Annotated in this window: 11 protein-coding genes; 6 read left to right on the top strand and 5 right to left on the bottom strand. The window is 62.7% G+C overall.

The window, feature by feature from the left end; all coding sequences use genetic code 11:
- Positions 1–356 precede the first annotated feature (356 nt).
- Both VI340_RS05560 and VI340_RS05555 read right to left on the bottom strand, forming a co-directional pair.
- Complete coding sequence (locus VI340_RS05560) at positions 357–689, bottom strand: hypothetical protein (protein WP_242493312.1); 333 nt, start codon at positions 687–689, stop codon at positions 357–359.
- Between the two features lie 416 nt (positions 690–1105).
- Positions 1106–1810, bottom strand: coding sequence for a helix-turn-helix domain-containing protein (locus tag VI340_RS05555; protein WP_008309609.1), 705 nt, complete (start codon positions 1808–1810; stop codon positions 1106–1108).
- A gap of 153 nt (positions 1811–1963) precedes the next feature.
- Here VI340_RS05555 and ppc point away from each other — a divergent pair, with 153 nt between their 5' ends.
- Positions 1964–4660, top strand: coding sequence for a phosphoenolpyruvate carboxylase (ppc, locus tag VI340_RS05550; RefSeq protein WP_008309610.1), 2697 nt, complete (start codon positions 1964–1966; stop codon positions 4658–4660).
- Between the two features lie 97 nt (positions 4661–4757).
- Positions 4758–5210: a universal stress protein gene (locus VI340_RS05545; RefSeq protein ID WP_008309612.1), complete on the top strand. Its 453-nt coding sequence runs from the start codon at positions 4758–4760 to the stop codon at positions 5208–5210.
- Positions 5211–5234: 24 nt separating this feature from the next.
- Here VI340_RS05545 and VI340_RS05540 read toward each other — a convergent pair whose 3' ends face one another.
- From VI340_RS05540 to glpA, 3 genes are read right to left on the bottom strand one after another with little or no spacing between them, the layout of a single operon-like run.
- Complete coding sequence (locus tag VI340_RS05540) at positions 5235–6611, bottom strand: anaerobic glycerol-3-phosphate dehydrogenase subunit C (RefSeq protein WP_008309613.1); 1377 nt, start codon at positions 6609–6611, stop codon at positions 5235–5237.
- Positions 6608–7882 carry a glycerol-3-phosphate dehydrogenase subunit GlpB gene (glpB, locus tag VI340_RS05535; RefSeq protein ID WP_336357962.1) on the bottom strand — a complete coding sequence of 425 codons (1275 nt, stop codon included), beginning with the start codon at positions 7880–7882 and terminating at the stop codon, positions 6608–6610. Before glpB ends, VI340_RS05540 begins: the two co-directional genes overlap by 4 nt.
- A complete protein-coding gene (gene glpA / locus VI340_RS05530) occupies positions 7872–9602 on the bottom strand; it encodes an anaerobic glycerol-3-phosphate dehydrogenase subunit GlpA (protein WP_336357961.1) in 1731 nt (576 codons plus the stop codon). The genes glpB and glpA overlap by 11 nt, the downstream gene beginning before the upstream one ends.
- A 350-nt stretch (positions 9603–9952) precedes the next feature.
- On the opposite strand from glpA, the gene VI340_RS05525 reads away from it, so the two are divergent.
- The 4 genes from VI340_RS05525 to VI340_RS05510 all read left to right on the top strand — a co-directional run bounded on the left by VI340_RS05525 (position 9953) and on the right by VI340_RS05510 (position 16490).
- A complete protein-coding gene (locus VI340_RS05525) occupies positions 9953–12496 on the top strand; it encodes an extracellular solute-binding protein (RefSeq protein ID WP_336357960.1) in 2544 nt (847 codons plus the stop codon).
- Between the two features lie 128 nt (positions 12497–12624).
- Positions 12625–14157 (top strand): glycerol kinase GlpK, encoded by a 1533-nt coding sequence (gene glpK, locus VI340_RS05520; protein ID WP_008309620.1) that lies wholly within the window; start codon positions 12625–12627, stop codon positions 14155–14157.
- 3 nt (positions 14158–14160) lie between these two features.
- Positions 14161–15252, top strand: a complete 1092-nt coding sequence (locus VI340_RS05515) for a hypothetical protein (RefSeq protein WP_336357959.1) — start codon at positions 14161–14163, stop codon at positions 15250–15252.
- Between the two features lie 62 nt (positions 15253–15314).
- Positions 15315–16490 (top strand): Cdc6/Cdc18 family protein, encoded by a 1176-nt coding sequence (locus VI340_RS05510; protein WP_008309624.1) that lies wholly within the window; start codon positions 15315–15317, stop codon positions 16488–16490.
- The last annotated feature ends 8 nt before the right edge of the window (positions 16491–16498 follow it).

Here is a 16498-nt window from a genome sequence, read left to right as displayed (position 1 = left end):
TTAACATGTTAACGCGGCGAGACAGACCGCAATTCTCGTCCGTACCGGGACTGTCACAAAACTGGCCGTAAACGGTCTGTACCGTTCTTTCCTTGGCGAATTATGCGATCACACCGATTTGACTATCTGCTACGTAACTGCTTCAGTAACTGTCAATCGATATATTTCAGCGGTCACCCACGTTAGTAACGCCGGAATGATAGAGAGGACCAGTCCAAGGGCCACAGCGAACTGTGTGTCCGACGAAATAGAGTAGATATCTGCGACAAAGGTCCATCAGAGAACTGTTTATCAACCCGACCAGAGTTCGGACGAAAATACGCCGCTATTCGCTGTCCCAGTCGCACTGCGGGTAGTTAGAGAATTTCGTGGTCAGTGTATCGATGCAGGATACCGAGGATGACCACCCACGGCAAGGTCATTCCGACGGTGATTGAAATCAGAAACCCAATCTGACGGTTCACACCGAGGAAGTCAAACAGTTCCATTCCTCCCGCAAACCCCGCAAAAATGAACACGCCGAGGAATACGGCAACTGGTAACAGGATAACTCCAGCAAGCAACCGTCTTGCGAGCCGACGGAACGGTACGAATATGATTCGTAAGAACAACCCGAATACCGTTTTGAAAAGCATCCCAAGAGCCGGTATGGCTCTTCTAGACGATGATTCGTCTTCTTCAGCAGTCATGATTATGTTGTCTTTGCTTTTGTATAAAAATATCTTTGGTCGAAATATTTGTCTGACCGGTCCCCTCCTAACCACTCGTATCGAGTCCGGCCGTGGGAATATGATTTAAGCAGGTCACAATCTCGGAATCATGCATGGAAGTAACCCTTACTCTATCCGTCTGGGTGGAACCAGCGGTCACCACCCAGCAACACAGATATGCGGACAGTTCAGGATTCGTTTGACCGGCATTTGCTGATTCATATCTCAGCCCACGCAATCGGTGTTGTCTTGTATCGATGTCGCTCTCACGAGTGTCAGTTATGCAGTAAAACAACGCTAAGGCCTACAGTGGGAGCTAGGTACGGCCGTTGTGACAATTGCACCCAGCTGTCATTCTGGACAGAGTAGCGAACAGGCCGGCGGGAACACCGAACTCAGTCCTCGATGTCATCAAGCGCTTCGACGACGCGTTCGATCATCTTGCGCTCGCCGCGCCGGAGGTTCTTCGAGACGGCGGGCTTGGACACGCCGAAGTCCTCGGCCAGCGACCCCAGTGTCGCGTCCCGGGGTGACTCGAAGTAGCCCTCGGAGACGGCGGTTTCCAGCGTTTCGCGTTCGGTGTCCGAGAGGTCCCGACAGCCGTCCACGAGCGTCATCGCCGCGCCGGCGTTCTGCACGAGGTCCTGGAGCTGTGGGAGCGTCGTCGACGTGCGCTCGACCACGTCGTACTCGTTGTCGCGGTCAAGCTCTGAGAGCGTCGTGTCGGCGTCGCGGCCGCGGTCGAAGCCGACGTGCCAGGTTTCGCTGCCCGCCTCAATGTGGAACGGACCGGTGATGTAGCCGCCGTTGTCCCGGATGGTCTGCATCGCCGCCGTTTCCTCGATAGTCGTCCGGATGTGGGCGGCGTTGTCCTCGCGGCGCAACAGCGCACAGTCGTTCATGTTCTCGTGGGCTTGCAGACTGTCTAGCCCCGTATCGAGTATCCCCGCGTCCTCGGCTTCGACAACCATCCGCGTCTCCAACTCCCGCGCACGCTGGTCGAAATCCCAGTGTACCGCTGCAAAGGCGACGTCGTGGTCTGCCGTCGTGTCGATGAAGGGACAGTCGTACTGCTCCATGTCCAGGGCGATATCTATCATTGGCAGTCCACTATATCCTGTGTGATTCGTGTGATACGGTAAAGAACCCCACGATTAATAATAACTATTTCCCGAAACCGAGTTCTTCACGAACGTCTATCCCTGATACACCGTTTCAATAGTGTTTTAGGGCTCGGTTCTGGAGGAAGTGGTATGACTTTGCACGCCAGAGAGATAAACCAGGACGTACGGGAGTTGGGTGCGCTCCTGGGCGAAGTGCTGGAAGCACAAACCTCGACCGAGGCGTTCGAAACGGTGGAAACCATTCGAACGTCGTGTATCGACTACCGGCGCGGTGACGCCGAGACGCGGGACGAAGTCCACCGGGCACTGAACCGACTGAACCCGGAGACCCAGGATATCGTCGCACGCGCGTTTACGACCTATTTCGAACTTATCAATCTCGCCGAGGAGCGCGAACGGGTCCGCGAAATCCGAGAGGGGAGCCAGGAGGGTGTACTGGCCGACAGCGTCGAGGAAGCCGTCCGGGACCTGGCCGAACGCGGCGCGGACCCGGAGGAGTTCGAGCAGGTGCTCGAAGACGTTCTCATCCAGCCGACGTTCACGGCCCACCCCACCGAAGCCCGCCGGAAGACGGTGAAGGCGAAGCTCCGGTCGGTTGCCCGTGACATCGAACGACTCGACGAGCGGCGACTCACCGAACGCGAACAGAAGCGTATCGAGCGGAACCTCGACGCCGAAGTGACGAGTCTCTGGCAGACCCCGCAGGTCCGGGACCGCCGCCCGGAGGTTACCGACGAGGCGCTGAACGTCCAGTGGTACCTCGAAAACGTCCTGTTCGACGTTATCGACGAGGTGTACGACGAACTCGAACACACCCTCGAAGACGTGTACGACGAGGACATCGACATCGACACCCTCTACGAATTCCGCTCGTGGGCCGGGTCCGACCGCGACGGCAATCCGTTCGTCACCACCGAGGTGACCGAGGAGACGCTGGAGCGCCAGCGCGACACCGTGCTGCCGCTGTACCGCAACAAGCTCAAGGAACTCTCCGGCGTGCTGAGCCAGGACGCCTCGAACATCGCGACCGACGCGCTGTTCAACGAGCGACTGGACCGTCACAAGTCCAGGCTCCCCGGCATCGCCACGGAGGCCGAGGAACGGTATCCGGACGAGCCCTACCGCCAGAAGCTCCGGCTGATGCGCGAATCCGTCATCCGGGTCAGCGACGTTCGCCAGGGCGGCTACGAGAACGACGAGGAACTGCTAACCGACCTCCGCGTCATCGCCGACAGCCTCCGTGAGAACGACGCCGAGGTCATCGCCGAGGCCCACGTCGACCCGCTGATCCGCAAGGTCGAGACGTTCGGTTTCAACCTCGCCAGCCTCGACCTGCGCGACCACCGGAAGATGCACACCGATGCCATCGCCGAATCCGTCGAGCGCGAGGGCATCGACTACGCCGGCATGGACGAGGACGAGCGTGTCGAGTTCCTGACCGAGGCTATCCTCCAGGACAACCCCGTCATCGACATGGAAGACACCGAGGGGCTCTCGGAGGACGCCACCCGCGTCCTCGACCGCTTCCGCGCGGCCGCCGACTGGCAAAACGAGTTCGGCATCGACGCCATCGACACCTACGCTATTTCGTGGTGTGAAGAACCAAGTCACGCGCTAGAAGTGCTGTTCCTCGCCGACCAGGTCGACATCGTCGACCTGCCCGGCTACTGCGGGTTCGACGTGGTTCCGCTGCTGGAATCGGAGTACGCCCTTTCCGGAGCCCGCCGCATCATGGGCACGCTGTTCGAGAACGAGGCCTACTCTCAGGCCCTTGAGGCCCGGGACAACATCCAGGAGATCATGCTGGGGTACTCCGACTCGAACAAGGAGAACGGCTTCCTCGCCGCCAACTGGTCGCTGTACAACAACCAGAAGCGGCTGGCGGACATCACCGACGACTACGACGTGGAGATGCGCCTGTTCCACGGCCGCGGCGGCTCCATCTCCCGCGGCGGCGGCCCGATGAACGACGCCATGTTGGCCCTGCCAAACGAGACGGTGACCGGCCAGATAAAGTTCACCGAGCAGGGCGAGGCCATCGCCGAGAAGTACGCCAACCACGACATCGCCGAGCGCAATCTCGAACAGATGCTCAACGCCCAGATCCGGGCGCGGAAAAACGCAATCGAGGAACCCGTCGAGGAGATCCCCGACGAGTGGGAGGAGGCGATGGAGACGGCGTCCGACGCCGCCCGCAACGAGTATCAGGACCTGCTCGAAACGGACGGCTTCGTCGAGTTCTTCGAGCAGGCGACGCCGATCACTGTTATCGAGAACCTCAACATGGGCTCGCGACCGGCCTCCCGAAGCGAGGACCGTAGCGTCGAGGACCTCCGGGCCATCCCGTGGGTGTTCTCCTGGACGCAGGCCCGCTGTATCATCCCCGGCTGGTACTCCATCTCGACCGGGCTGGACGCCTACCTCGAAAACGGCGGCGACATGGAAACGCTACAGGAGATGTACGAGAACTGGCCGTTCTTCCGGACGAAGCTCGACAATGCGTCGCTGGCGCTCGCCCGTACTGACCTCGAAATCGCCGAGGAGTACGCCGACCTGGCCGACCCCGAACTCCGCGAGCGCATCTACCCGCGTATCGTCGAGGAGTACGAAGACACCGTGGAGAAGGTGCTCGAAATCACCGGGCAGGACGGCCTGCTCTCGCGTGAGTGGCTGCAGGAGAACCTCGAGCGCCGGAACCCGTACGTCGACCCGCTGAACCTGTTGCAGGTCCGCCTGCTCAAGCAGTCCCACCGGACCGACACCGAGCGCCGGACCCTGCGGCTGACCGTCCAAGGTATCGCGGCCGGGATGAAAAACACCGGGTGAGGCACTGAGCGACACCGGGTGCGGCATCGTGCGAACGACTTACTACAAAAGTAGTACCCATCGAAGGATTTAGGCGTCTTCCCCCGGAGTAGCCGGTATGGCACTCGAAACTGTTCTTCTTGCAGTTGGACCAAACGACGCCGACCGAATCGACGAACTCGCCGACGCCGTGCTCGATATCGCGAGCCCGGCCGGCGCGACGGTCATCGTCGCACACGTATTCACTGACGACCAGTACGACGGTGTTGTCGACAGACTCGAATTCGAGTCGACCGGCGAAGCCGACCCCGACGAGGTCGCCGACCGCCACACAACCGTCCGGGAACTCGTCTCGCGGTTCGACGACGCCGGGCTGTCGACACAGGTACGCGGTGCCGTGGGCAACCACGGCGAGCAGATCGTCAGCCTCGCCGAGGCCACGCAGTCGGACCTCGTCGTCGTCGGCGGCCGCAAGCGCTCGCCGACCGGGAAGGCCGTCTTCGGCTCCACCGCACAGGAAGTCATGCTGAACGCGCCGTGTCCGGTCACGTTCGTCCGCGGCGAGGACTAAGACCGCAGAAACCGAGTTTTTCAGTTACTCCACCAGCGCGGCTTCGAGGAGTTCGAGCGGATGTCGGATCTCGTAGCCGCTGCCGTGTTCCATCTGCATCGCGCAGGTCGGACACTCGGTCATGCCGGTTTCGCCCTCGGCGTGGTCCATGTGCTCGAACATCTCCTCGCCGATCTCCATGGACTTCTCGTACTTCTCTTCCTTCCAGCCGTAGGTCCCCGAAATGCCGGAACAGGAGTCGCCCACGTCTTCGACTTCGACGCCGTCGAGGTCGCGGAACAGTTCGACGGCCTGGCGGTCGAGTCCCTGGTTGCGTGAGTGACACGGGGCGTGGTAGGCGAACTCCTCGGCGAGGTCGCCGTCAACGTCTGCCGCCTGCACTTCGCCCTTGAGGTCCTCGTGGATGCGGAGGTACTCGACGGCTTCGAAGGTGTTCTCCGCCACTTTGTCGATACCGTCGATGTCGAACAGCTCGGGGTATTCCTGTCGGAGCGCCATCGAACACGAGGTACAGGAGGCGATTGCGTGATACCCCTCGTCGACGAGTTCGGACATCGACGAGACGTTCGTCTCGGCGTGGCGGCGGGCGTCGTCGAGCATCCCGTTTGCGAACATCGGCGTCCCGGAACACTTCTGCTCGGGTGCGACGACCTCGTAGCCGAACTCCTCGAACACCCGGACCGTCGCCTTGCCGACTTCCGGCGTGTTGTAGTTGGAGTAACAGCCGTGGAAGTACGCAACTTTCTTATCGGCGTCCTCGGGGAGTCCGCGGCGCTTGCGGGCGGCTCTCGCGTTCTCCCGCGACTGGACCTGACCGCCGCGGTCGGCCCACCAGTCGCGGAAGGTCTGTTTTGCGAAGGCGGGGAAGTCACGCTCGCTGGTGATACCCATCGTCTTCTCCATGACCCAGCGGGCCGGCCCGAAGTTCATGGCGAAGTTCGCGAGTCGGGGGACCTTGCTCGCCAGGAACGCGGAGGTGCGGTAGTTCGCGAGGATGCGGTTGCGGATGTACTCGACGGAGAGCTTGTCCATCTGCTCGCTGACGTACTCCCCGCGGGCGGTGTTGTGCATCTGGCTGAGCGGGACGCCCGACGGGCAGGCGTTGTCACAGCGCATGCAGTTCGAGCAGTCCATCACCGAGTCGTCGATCTCGTGGTCGTCGTCGGACTGCTTGAGCCGCCACTGTTCGGGGCCCTGGAACTTCGGGCCGGGGAAGTCGTCGTCGACCTCGGCGACGGGGCAGTTCGTGTCACACGTCGAGCATTTGTAACAGGAGTCCGCGCCGGGTCGGAGGTCGAAGTCGTCGCTGTCGGGGAAGACGTCGACTGGTTCGAACTCCTCGCCTGTGTTCGGTGCTACCGGGTCAAACTCTGTCTCTGGTGGGGTTTCAGCGTCACTCATCGTGCCTCCTGTGCGGCGCGCTGGCCCGCCGCGTAGCCTGTGGCAATCGAGACGCCGCTGCCGGATTTCTCGGCGGCGAAGTCGTAGCCGCCCAGCACGGAGCCGGCAGCGCGCAGGTTCTCGAACTCGCTGTGCTCGCTCGCATCGAGGGGCCGAAGGTCGTCATCGGTCGCCACGCCGTAGCGGGCGAACTCGTGGTCGCCGAACAGTTCGCCGTCGAACCAGTCGTAGCGGTCCGCGGCGTGGGGGACGTGGCAGTCGAACACCGGCTCGTACACGCCCTCGCGGTCGGACTCGACGCCCTTGCCGACGAAGCCACCGGTCGCGAGAACGTACTGGTCGGCGCTGTTGGGTATCTTCGCGCCGTTCTTCTCGATGAATACCTTCTCGATACGGTCCTCGCCGTCGAAATCGACGACTGGATTGCCGGTCTCGATGCTGGCCCCGGCCTCGTCCAGTGCCGAGAACAGCGCGTCCTCCAGTCGGAGGCCGGGCAGCGACGGCGGCCCCATCGGCACCTCGAACACGTCGACGCCGAGGTGGTCGCTCAGCGAGTCACGGATAGCGCCGGGATTGTCGTCGCCGAGAATCGCCGGGAAGCCGACCCGCTGTTCGTCCTCCAGTAGCGGGTTCACGCGCTGGGCAAGCGCCTCGCGGGCTGGGACCATTCGCCCGCGGACTGCCACCTCGCTGTTGGTATCGAGCAGTTTGGCATAGCGCGTGACCTTCGCGTCCGCGCGCAGGTCGCCCGGGAACCGGATCGTCTCGCCGCGGACATCGAATGGGACGCCCGTCGCGTCGAGATGGGCGGCGACGTGCGGGGCGTCGAAGTCGACCATTTCCTCGATGCCGACCAGCAGCGTATCGCGGGTGTCGCTGGCCAGACCGGCGCTGGCCCCGGCCGGGTAGCGGGCGGTCGGTTTGATACTCCCGCCGTGGGTCGGCAGGAGCGCGTTCGTGTCCGTGTGTTCGCCCTCGTAGGTCGGAACCGCGTCGTCAAACAGCGACAGTGCGTCCCGGACCGTCCCGACGCCGACTTTCCGGTACGGATGCTCCGCTGGCAACGACGGAATCGCCTCGTAGGGGTCGGTCAACGGGCCGTCGCCGTCCGGTGTGTAGCCGAGCACGTCGACAAGGCCCGACGCCTGCCGGAGCGTGCTCTGTTTGTAGGAGACCAGTCGCACGTCAGCTCCCTCGCGGGCGGCCGCCAGCGCGCTGGTCAGCCCGCCGAGGCCGCCGCCGATGACGAGTACCTCCGACTCAATAGCCATTTGTCCCTCCGTCGGCAGCGACATCAGCGCTGTCGACGCTGCCGCCTGTCTGTCCGCGGCCCGAATCGAACGCCGAGAAATCCACCGAGTCGCCGTCAGCCGGGTCCTGGTCGCGGTTCTGCGTGGTGGCGTGCAGCGCGTAGTTCAGTGCCGCCTGGGAGAGCTGTTCGCCCCAGAGGGCGTGTCGTTGTCCCTTCCAGCGCTCCTGTAGCAGCTCGTCCCAGGCCTCGCGGACGACCGGCTCGTCGTACTCCGAGTGGAGTTCGCTCGCCATCCGGTGCGAGCAGAAGCCACCCTGACAGTTCCCCATCGACGCGCGGGTGCGGATGCGGACGGCGTTGAGGTCCGAGCCGGACCCCTCGATAGCGTCCTGAATCTCGGCGCGGGTGACGCCCTCGCACTCACAGACCGTCGGGTTCGGCCCGTCGGTCTTGAGCACGTCGTCGGCCCGGGAGCCGAGCCGTTCGACGCTCCGACGGCCGATAGGTGAGCGAAGCCCGAACTCGTCCATGTAGTCCCGCAGGACCGAGAAGTCCTCGCTGCCGGGGAGCGGCTCGTCGGCGGTCCGGCAGTCGGCGTCGATGCCGAACTTCCCGCAGACGTGGTCGGCGATCTGTTCGCCCATCATCCGGTAGGTGGTGAACTTCCCACCGACGATGCTGGTCATGCCGGGCAGGTCGTCGCGCTCGTCGTGGTCGAGCAGGAAGAAGTCCCGCGTGATGTCTGTCGGGTCGTCGCTGCCGACGTCCGGCGGTTCGTACAGCGGGCGAACGCCCCAGAACGAGCGGATGGTCCGTGCCTCGCCGAGCATTGGAATCAGCTCCGAGAGCGTGTCGATCATCATGTCGACTTCCCACTGCTCCTCGGGGTAGTCCTCGGGGTCCTCGACTTCCTCGTCGGTCGTCCCCAGAATCGCGGTCGTCTCGTGGGGCACGACGATGTCGGCGTCGCCCTTGGGCCGACAGCGGTTGATGACGGTGTCGACCTGGCGGATGTTCATGATGGTCATGACGCCCTTGGAGGGGCGGACTTCGATGTCGAGTCCGGCCATGTCGCCGATGCGACCGGCCCAGGCTCCGGTTGCGTTCACGACGTAATCGGCGCGGATCTGTTCGGTTCCGCCCTCCGTGCCGTGGACGCGTTTCCCGGGGCCGGAGTCGTGTTCGACTTCGATACCGACGACCTCGCCGCTCTCGACGAGGAGGTCGGTCACTTTTGAGTGGGTCTCGATGCGTGCGCCGTGTTCCTGTGCGCTCGCGGCGTTGGCGACCACCAGCCGGAACGGGTCGATGGCCCCGTCGGGAACGCTGATTGCCTTGTCGATGTCTTTCGCCAGGTGGGGTTCCATCGCCCGAGCCTCCTCGCCGGAGACGACTTCCGCGGGAATCCCGCACTCCTCACAGCCGCTCAGTTTCTTCTGGAAGTACTCTTCGGAGTCCTCCGGCCGCTTGACGAAGAGGCCGCCAGTCATTTCGACGCAGTGACTGGCGATATCCCGGAGAACGCGGTTCTCCTCGATACACTCGGTCGCACTGGCCTGGTCCGAAACGGCGTATCGCCCGCCGCTGTGGAGCAGCCCGTGCATCCGACCGGTGGTCCCGTGGGTCAGATTTCCCTGTTCTACCAGGGTCACGTCGAGCCCGCGCATCGCGAGGTCCCGCGCGATGCCCGCCCCAGTCGAGCCGCCACCGATGACGGCGATGTGTGGTGTCGGTCCCATCTATCTTTCCGTGGGTTTGGAGCGCATACACTTCACTTTACCGTTGCTGGTGCTTGGGCAGTAAATTTTCTATGTAATCATGAGGAATCCCGGTGACACCCACTGTTAATCGGAAACGCACACCACATTATTTTTCACTGATTGGTCAGGGCAGTGGTTGAACATATTCTCTCAAATTCGAGAGATAACTCCACATTTTCAATTACTGACGTACTACAGACGACGTTGCAGGATAGAAACCGCGCTCACGGATTAATTATCACTCCTACCGTTTCGACAGTAACTATTATATATTTTGATAGTGGACTATTCCCGAGAACGTGTTGGCCGTTCGGCCAACGGGATCGACAATGAGTAAATGGAACCCACTTGATTCAGAAGACGGCCCGCCTGACGGGGAACGCACCGACGGCGGCGTCACAGAGGGGCGGGATGGAAACGAGTCGGAGACTGAACCGCCGTCAGCAGAAGCCCTCCAGAAGGACACAGAGACCGAAAACGACCCTGAACGGGCGGAGCTGGAAGCACGATGTGAGCAACTGGCGGCGGAACTCGAACAGGAGCGGGCGGAACGTGAAGCGCTCGAAACCGCTGTCGCCCGTCTCACTTCTGTTGCCAGGGCGAACGCCGACGGCGACCTCACTGCGAAACCGGGGCAGCCACCAGCTGAGGCAGCTGAGCCGCTGTACGACGCATACAGTGAACTGCTCCGGGAATGGACCGACACTGTCGACCGGATGGCGTCGTTCAGCGAGCAGGTGACTGCCGCAACGGAACAGGTCGACACCCGTCTCGGGTCGGTCAAGTCCGCCAGCCGGGACGTGAGTGGCGCTGTCGGAGAGATTTCGACCGGGTCGGACGAGCAACGCGACGAGATACAGTCGATCTCCGACGAGATGCGGAACCTCTCGGCGACGATCGAGGAGATAGCGAGCGCCGCAAACGAGGTCGCGGACACGTCCAGCGAAGCCAGCGTTCGAGGCGAATCCGCACTGGAGTCGGCGTCCGCAGCGATGACGACGCTCGACCGGTTGACCGACAACGCCGAAGCGACCGTCGACAAGGTCGAGCGACTGAACGACCTGCTGTCGGACATCGAGGAGATTGTGGGTTTCATCACGGACGTCGCGGACCAGACCAACATGCTGGCGCTGAACGCCAACATCGAAGCGGCCCGAGCAGGCGAATCCGGCGACGGGTTCGCCGTCGTCGCAGAGGAGGTCAAATCGCTCGCGACCGAGACGAAGGAGGCGACCGACGAGATCGCAGCCTCCATTCAGGAGGTCCACGAACAGGCCGACACGACGGTTTCGGAGATGTACGATACGCGGGAGAGTGTCGAAGACACCCGCTCGTCAGTCGCCAGCGCGCTCGACGAACTGGATTCCGTCGTCTCGATGGTCGAAGAGGTCGATTCGAGCGTCCAGGAGATCGACGATGCGACGGATACGCAGGCCGATTCCACGCAGGAAGTGGTGTCGATGGTCGACGACGTCGAGGACATCAGCGCCCGGACAGCCGAAGAGGCGGCTATCGCCGCCGACGCCGCAGCGGACCAGACGACGGAACTCGCGGAGGTCTCGACGCGGGTGTCGACGCTCACCGAGCGGGCCGAATCACTGGACGCGTCGCTGGATTCCTTCGAACTTGCGACCGGTTCGGCGGCAGCGAACACGGACGGAACCGTCGTCGAGTTCTGGCACGCGATGGGCGGCGAGAAAGCGCTACTGCTTGAAGAGCTCGTCCGCGAGTTCGAATCACAGACCGAGGGTATTAGTCTCACACTGCGGTCGAAAGGGAGCTACCGCGGGACCCTCGACGCAACGCTGAACGCCGCCGAAAACGGCGATCCGCCCGCGATCGCACAGATCTTCGAGATCGGCACTACGCGTGCGCGCGACAGTGGACACTTTACGCCAGTCGAGGACCTCCTCCCCGCAACCCACATCGACTCGCTGCTCGACCCGGTGACGAACTACTACCGCTTCGACGGGACGCTCCACTCGCTCCCGTTCAACGCGTCGAACCCGGTGATGGCGTACAACCGCGACGCGTTCAGGGTGGCGGGGCTCGATCCCGATTCGCCGCCGGAAACCCTCGCTGACGTGCGAAGCGCGGCCGAGCAGCTCGTCGACGGGAAAGGCGTGGATACAGGTATCACGTTCGCGAACTACTCGTGGTTCGTCGAACAGTGGTTTGCCGAGGCTGACCAGCTCCTCGTGGACCAGAACAACGGTCGGTCCGGGTCGCCAACGGAGAGCCATCTCGACGGGGAGTTCGCCCACGACTTATTCGAGTGGTGGAAAGGCCTCGAAGCGGACGGACTGTACCACGACCCCGGCATCGAAGCCAGAGGAGCCGCTCGGACCCACTTCGCCGAGGGGAACGCTGCGATGCTGATCGGCTCGACATCGTCGCTGAACAGCATCGAAAGCAGCGCTGACTTCGACGTCGGAACCGGCCGGTTCCCCGTCCTCGACGACCGGACCGGCGTACTCGTCGGCGGCGCGTCCCTGTGGGTCGGTGATGCGGTTTCCGAGGCCGTGCACGACGCTGTCGGCGAGTTCCTCACATGGCTCACCGAACCGGCCCAGCAGCGACGGTGGCACCAGGAAACCGGGTACTTCCCAGTGCACGCCGATGCGATCCCACAGCTCCGGTCGGCGGACTGGTTCGAACAGAACCCACACTACAGAACGGCGTTCGACCAGCTCGTCGACACACGCGACACCACGGCGACACGGGGCGCACAGATCGGTCCGTTCGATACGGTACGAACGATCATCGAAGACGCGGTCGACAGTATGGACGGGCCCGACTCGGTCCCGTCCGCGCTCGACCGACTCGACACACAGGTCACGAAACAGCTTGAGCGGTACGATTCCGACCGGTAGCGCCGTCCCGTCCTTTCTTTACTAGCCAAACATCACCATTAGTAATCTTTATAATGGTTCACTATGTTGTTTACTGGCAAGGTGGTAGCTTTCATAAATAAGCTACCTCCACCACGGAGAACACAACAATGGCAGACACATACGTTGGCGCGATCGACCAGGGAACGACTGGCACTCGCTTCATGGTGTTCGACCATAGCGGCCAGGTCGTTGCGAACGCCTACGAGAAGCACGAACAGATCTATCCGGAGCCCGGCTGGGTCGAACACGACCCCGTCGAAATCTGGGAAAACACGCAGGAAGTCGTGACCAAGGGGCTTGCGGATGCAGGTGTCGGTGCCGAACAGCTGGAGGCACTCGGCATCACGAACCAGCGTGAGACGACGATCGTCTGGGACAAAGAGACCGGCAAGCCGGTCCACAACGCGCTGGTCTGGCAGGACCGCCGAACCACCGACCGCGTCGAGGAGATCCAAGAGGAAGACAAGGTCGAGTGGATCCGGGGTAAGACCGGGCTGGAATGTGACGCCTACTTCTCGGCAACCAAGACCGAGTGGATCCTCGACAACGCGGAGCCGCTCAAGATGCAGAGCTCGCGCGGCGCTGACCTCCGCGAGCGGGCCGAAGACGGTGAACTCCTGATGGGGACCATCGACGCGTGGCTCATCTACAAGCTCACCGGCAACCACATCACGGACGTCTCGAACGCATCGCGGACGATGCTGTACAACATCCACGACATGGAGTGGGACGAGGAACTCCTCGAAGAGTTCGGCGTTCCGAAGTCCATGGTTCCGGAAGTCCGCCCGTCCTCCGACGAGAGCCTGTACGGACACACCGACGCGGACGGCTTCCTCGGAGAGGAAGTCCCCGTCGCGGGTGCGCTGGGCGACCAGCAGGCCGCGCTGTTCGGCCAGACCTGCTTCGACAAGGGTGATGCGAAGAACACCTACGGTACCGGCGCGTTCTATCTGATGAACACTGGTTCCGAGGCAGTCGCCTCGGACAACGGCCTGCTGACGACGATTGGCTTCCAGATGTCCGGTGAGCCCGTCCAGTACGCGCTGGAGGGCTCCATCTTCATCGCCGGCGCAGCTATCGAATGGCTCGAAGACGTCGACCTCATCAACAACGCCGCCCAGACGGCGGAACTGGCCCGCTCGGTCGAATCGACCGACGGTGTCTACATGGTGCCGGCCTTCACGGGGCTCGGCGCTCCGCACTGGGACGGCCGCGCCCGCGGGACGATTGTCGGTATGACTCGCGGAACGCGAAAGGAACACATCGTGCGTGCGACTCTGGAATCCATCGCGTACCAGACCCGCGACCTCGCGGAAGCGATGGAGGAAGACTCCGGTGTCGAGATGACGACGCTGCGAGTCGACGGCGGCGCAGTCAAGAACAACTTCCTCTGTCAGCTCCAGTCGGACATCATCCAGACGGATATCGCCCGCCCGCAGGTCGACGAGACCACCGCGCTGGGGTCGGCCTATGCGGCCGGCCTCGCCGTCGGGTACTGGGACACCGTCGACGAACTCCGCGACAACTGGCAGGTCGACAAGGAGTTCTCGCCGGAGATGGACGCCGAGAAGGCAGACAAAATGTACGATCGCTGGGACGACGCCGTCGACCGTGCCCGCGACTGGGCTCAGGAGGAATAACAGATGGCAATCGCATTCGGACTCACGGCGGCCGATATGCTCGTCCTCGCCATCGCGGCGTTCGCGGGCGGCGCGTTCGGGGCATCTATCGGTGCACTCCCGGCGTTCTGTTTCACCGGCTTCATGGTGCTTATCGGAGAAGCCGGCAACGTTGTCTCCGAGTCGTTCATCGGCGGTTCGCCTGACGTCATCGCGGGTGGCGCCGGTGGGTACGGAGCCGGCATCGTCGGCCCACTGGCCTTCGGTCCCGTGTTCGGGCCACACGTCGCCTTCGCCGGCGGTGTGGCAGCAGCCGCTTACGCCGCGAAGTACGACGGAATGTACGAGCCGGACGACGGTGACTACCACCCGGCGAAGGACATCGCCTACGCCCTCGGTACCCGACCGGACGTCCTCGCCGTCGGTGGTGTGTTCGGTATCCTGGGGATGGCAATCCGGCAGACGTCCGGTGGACTCGGGATTCCGATCGACCCGCCTGCGGCAGGCGTCATCCTGACCGCTGTGATCGCCCGTCTGGTCTTTGGCTACCCGGTTATCGGCCGTGCCCGCGGAAGTGGCCTGCTCGATATGTCGCCGTTCGAGAGCGGGAAGATGCGGTCGAGCAACGGTGAAGAAGTCGCAACGGACGGCGGAGCCATGGCTGCCGAGCGACCGGCTGTCGAGCCGTGGCTGCCACACCAGTACAAGTGGACACACGTCGCAATGCTCGGGCTCATCACCGGCATCCTCGGTGCGTACATCTTCGCGAAGACCGGGAGTCTCTTCCTCCCGTTCGGTATCTCAGCAGCGAGTCTGCTGTTCCTGAACCTCGGCGTGGAGAAATTCCCGGTCACACACCACATGACGCTCCCAGCAACGTTCGTCGCTAGTATGGCGATGACGGATGGAGCGAGCGTCCTAGTCGCGCTCGGGCTGGGCGCATTCTTCGGTATCCTGGGTGCGCTGTTCGGTGAAGTCTACCAGCGCATCTTCTACGCGCACTCAGATACGCACTTTGACCCGCCAGCCGCCTCGATCATCACGACGACCCTCATCCTGGGCATTCTGGCACTGGCTGGAGTGTTCACGACGTCCGCAGCGATCCCCCTGCCGTAAGAACTCATACGGCTTTTTATTTACAGGTCCAATCGAATATACACACGATCTAATTTCCAAGCATGGACATCGAAGCGAGAATCAAGCGTCGACAACGCCGGAACGGTGAGCCACGGCTCATTCAGGATTACGAGTCGATCTCACCGGTCGTCCACATAGAGGAGCCGGCTGACCGCGGTCCGGTTCTCGAGCGCCTACTCGACCATCTCGATCCGGTGTTCGATGGGCAGCTTCCGCCGAACGCGTACGTGTACGGCCCCCGTGGTTCAGGGAAGTCCGCAGTTATCACGGCGCTTTTCGCCAATTTAGAACAGCTCCCGACGGAACAACAGGCGATCATTCACACGACGACCCGCGCACAGCCACCGACCTCGCCGTCGTTCGTCTACGTGAACGCCCGAGAGACCGCAAGCGAGTTCGCGTTCTACCATGCAGTGCTGGACTCGCTCGTGGACGAATCGGTGCCGGAACACGGGATCGGAACGGAGACGCTCAAATCCCGACTCCACGAACTGGTACGAGAGCAACGCACGGGCATCGTCATTGCAGTCGACCACATCAGCGAGCCGGAAAGCATCCAGGCACCGGCCCTCGTTGACCTGTTTGCTGGCTTACCGAGCAACGTCAGTTGGCTCGCTATCGGTCGCGACGACCCGTCGACAACGGAACTGACGCGGTACACCGCTGAGTCGATCAGTATCGACCGCTATCAGCGGCAGATGCTCGTCGACGTGTTGATGACCAGAACCTCGAACGGGCTGGCTCAGCAGGGACTCGATCACGGTCTGGCGAGGCATATCGCCGATTGGGCGGACGGAAACGCCCACGATGCCCTTGCCGCACTGTTTATCGCTGCGGAGTTGGCCGAGGAACGGGGCCAGGACCGCATCACACAGGCCAACGTCGACGCGGCCATCGCGGAGGTGCCCGATCCCTGTGTTTCGTTGGGGGTCGTCCTCTCCCTGCCGACGAATCGGCAGGCCGTCCTCAGAGAACTCATCGACCTGGAGGAGAGCGAACGCTCCTCGGTAACGGCGACGACGGAGGCGATTGCGTCGGCACAATCAGTCGATCTCTCGGCCGGGACCGTCAAGCGGTTTCTCTACGAGATGGCCGAGTCCGGTGTCGTCGACCGGGTCGAGGCGACAACCACCAACGGCCAGGGCCGCCCGCCGAGCCGTGTCGAACCGCGGTTCCCGCCGACGGCCTTCCGGCGACTGTACGATTTACAGCAGTAGGCCAGCGG

The sequence above is a fragment of the Haloarcula sp. CGMCC 1.6347 genome, assembly GCF_037078395.1.
GTDB lineage: Archaea > Halobacteriota > Halobacteria > Halobacteriales > Haloarculaceae > Haloarcula > Haloarcula amylolytica.
Note: the sequence above shows the minus strand (reverse complement) of the source record. Positions and strands in the feature narration are given on the sequence as shown.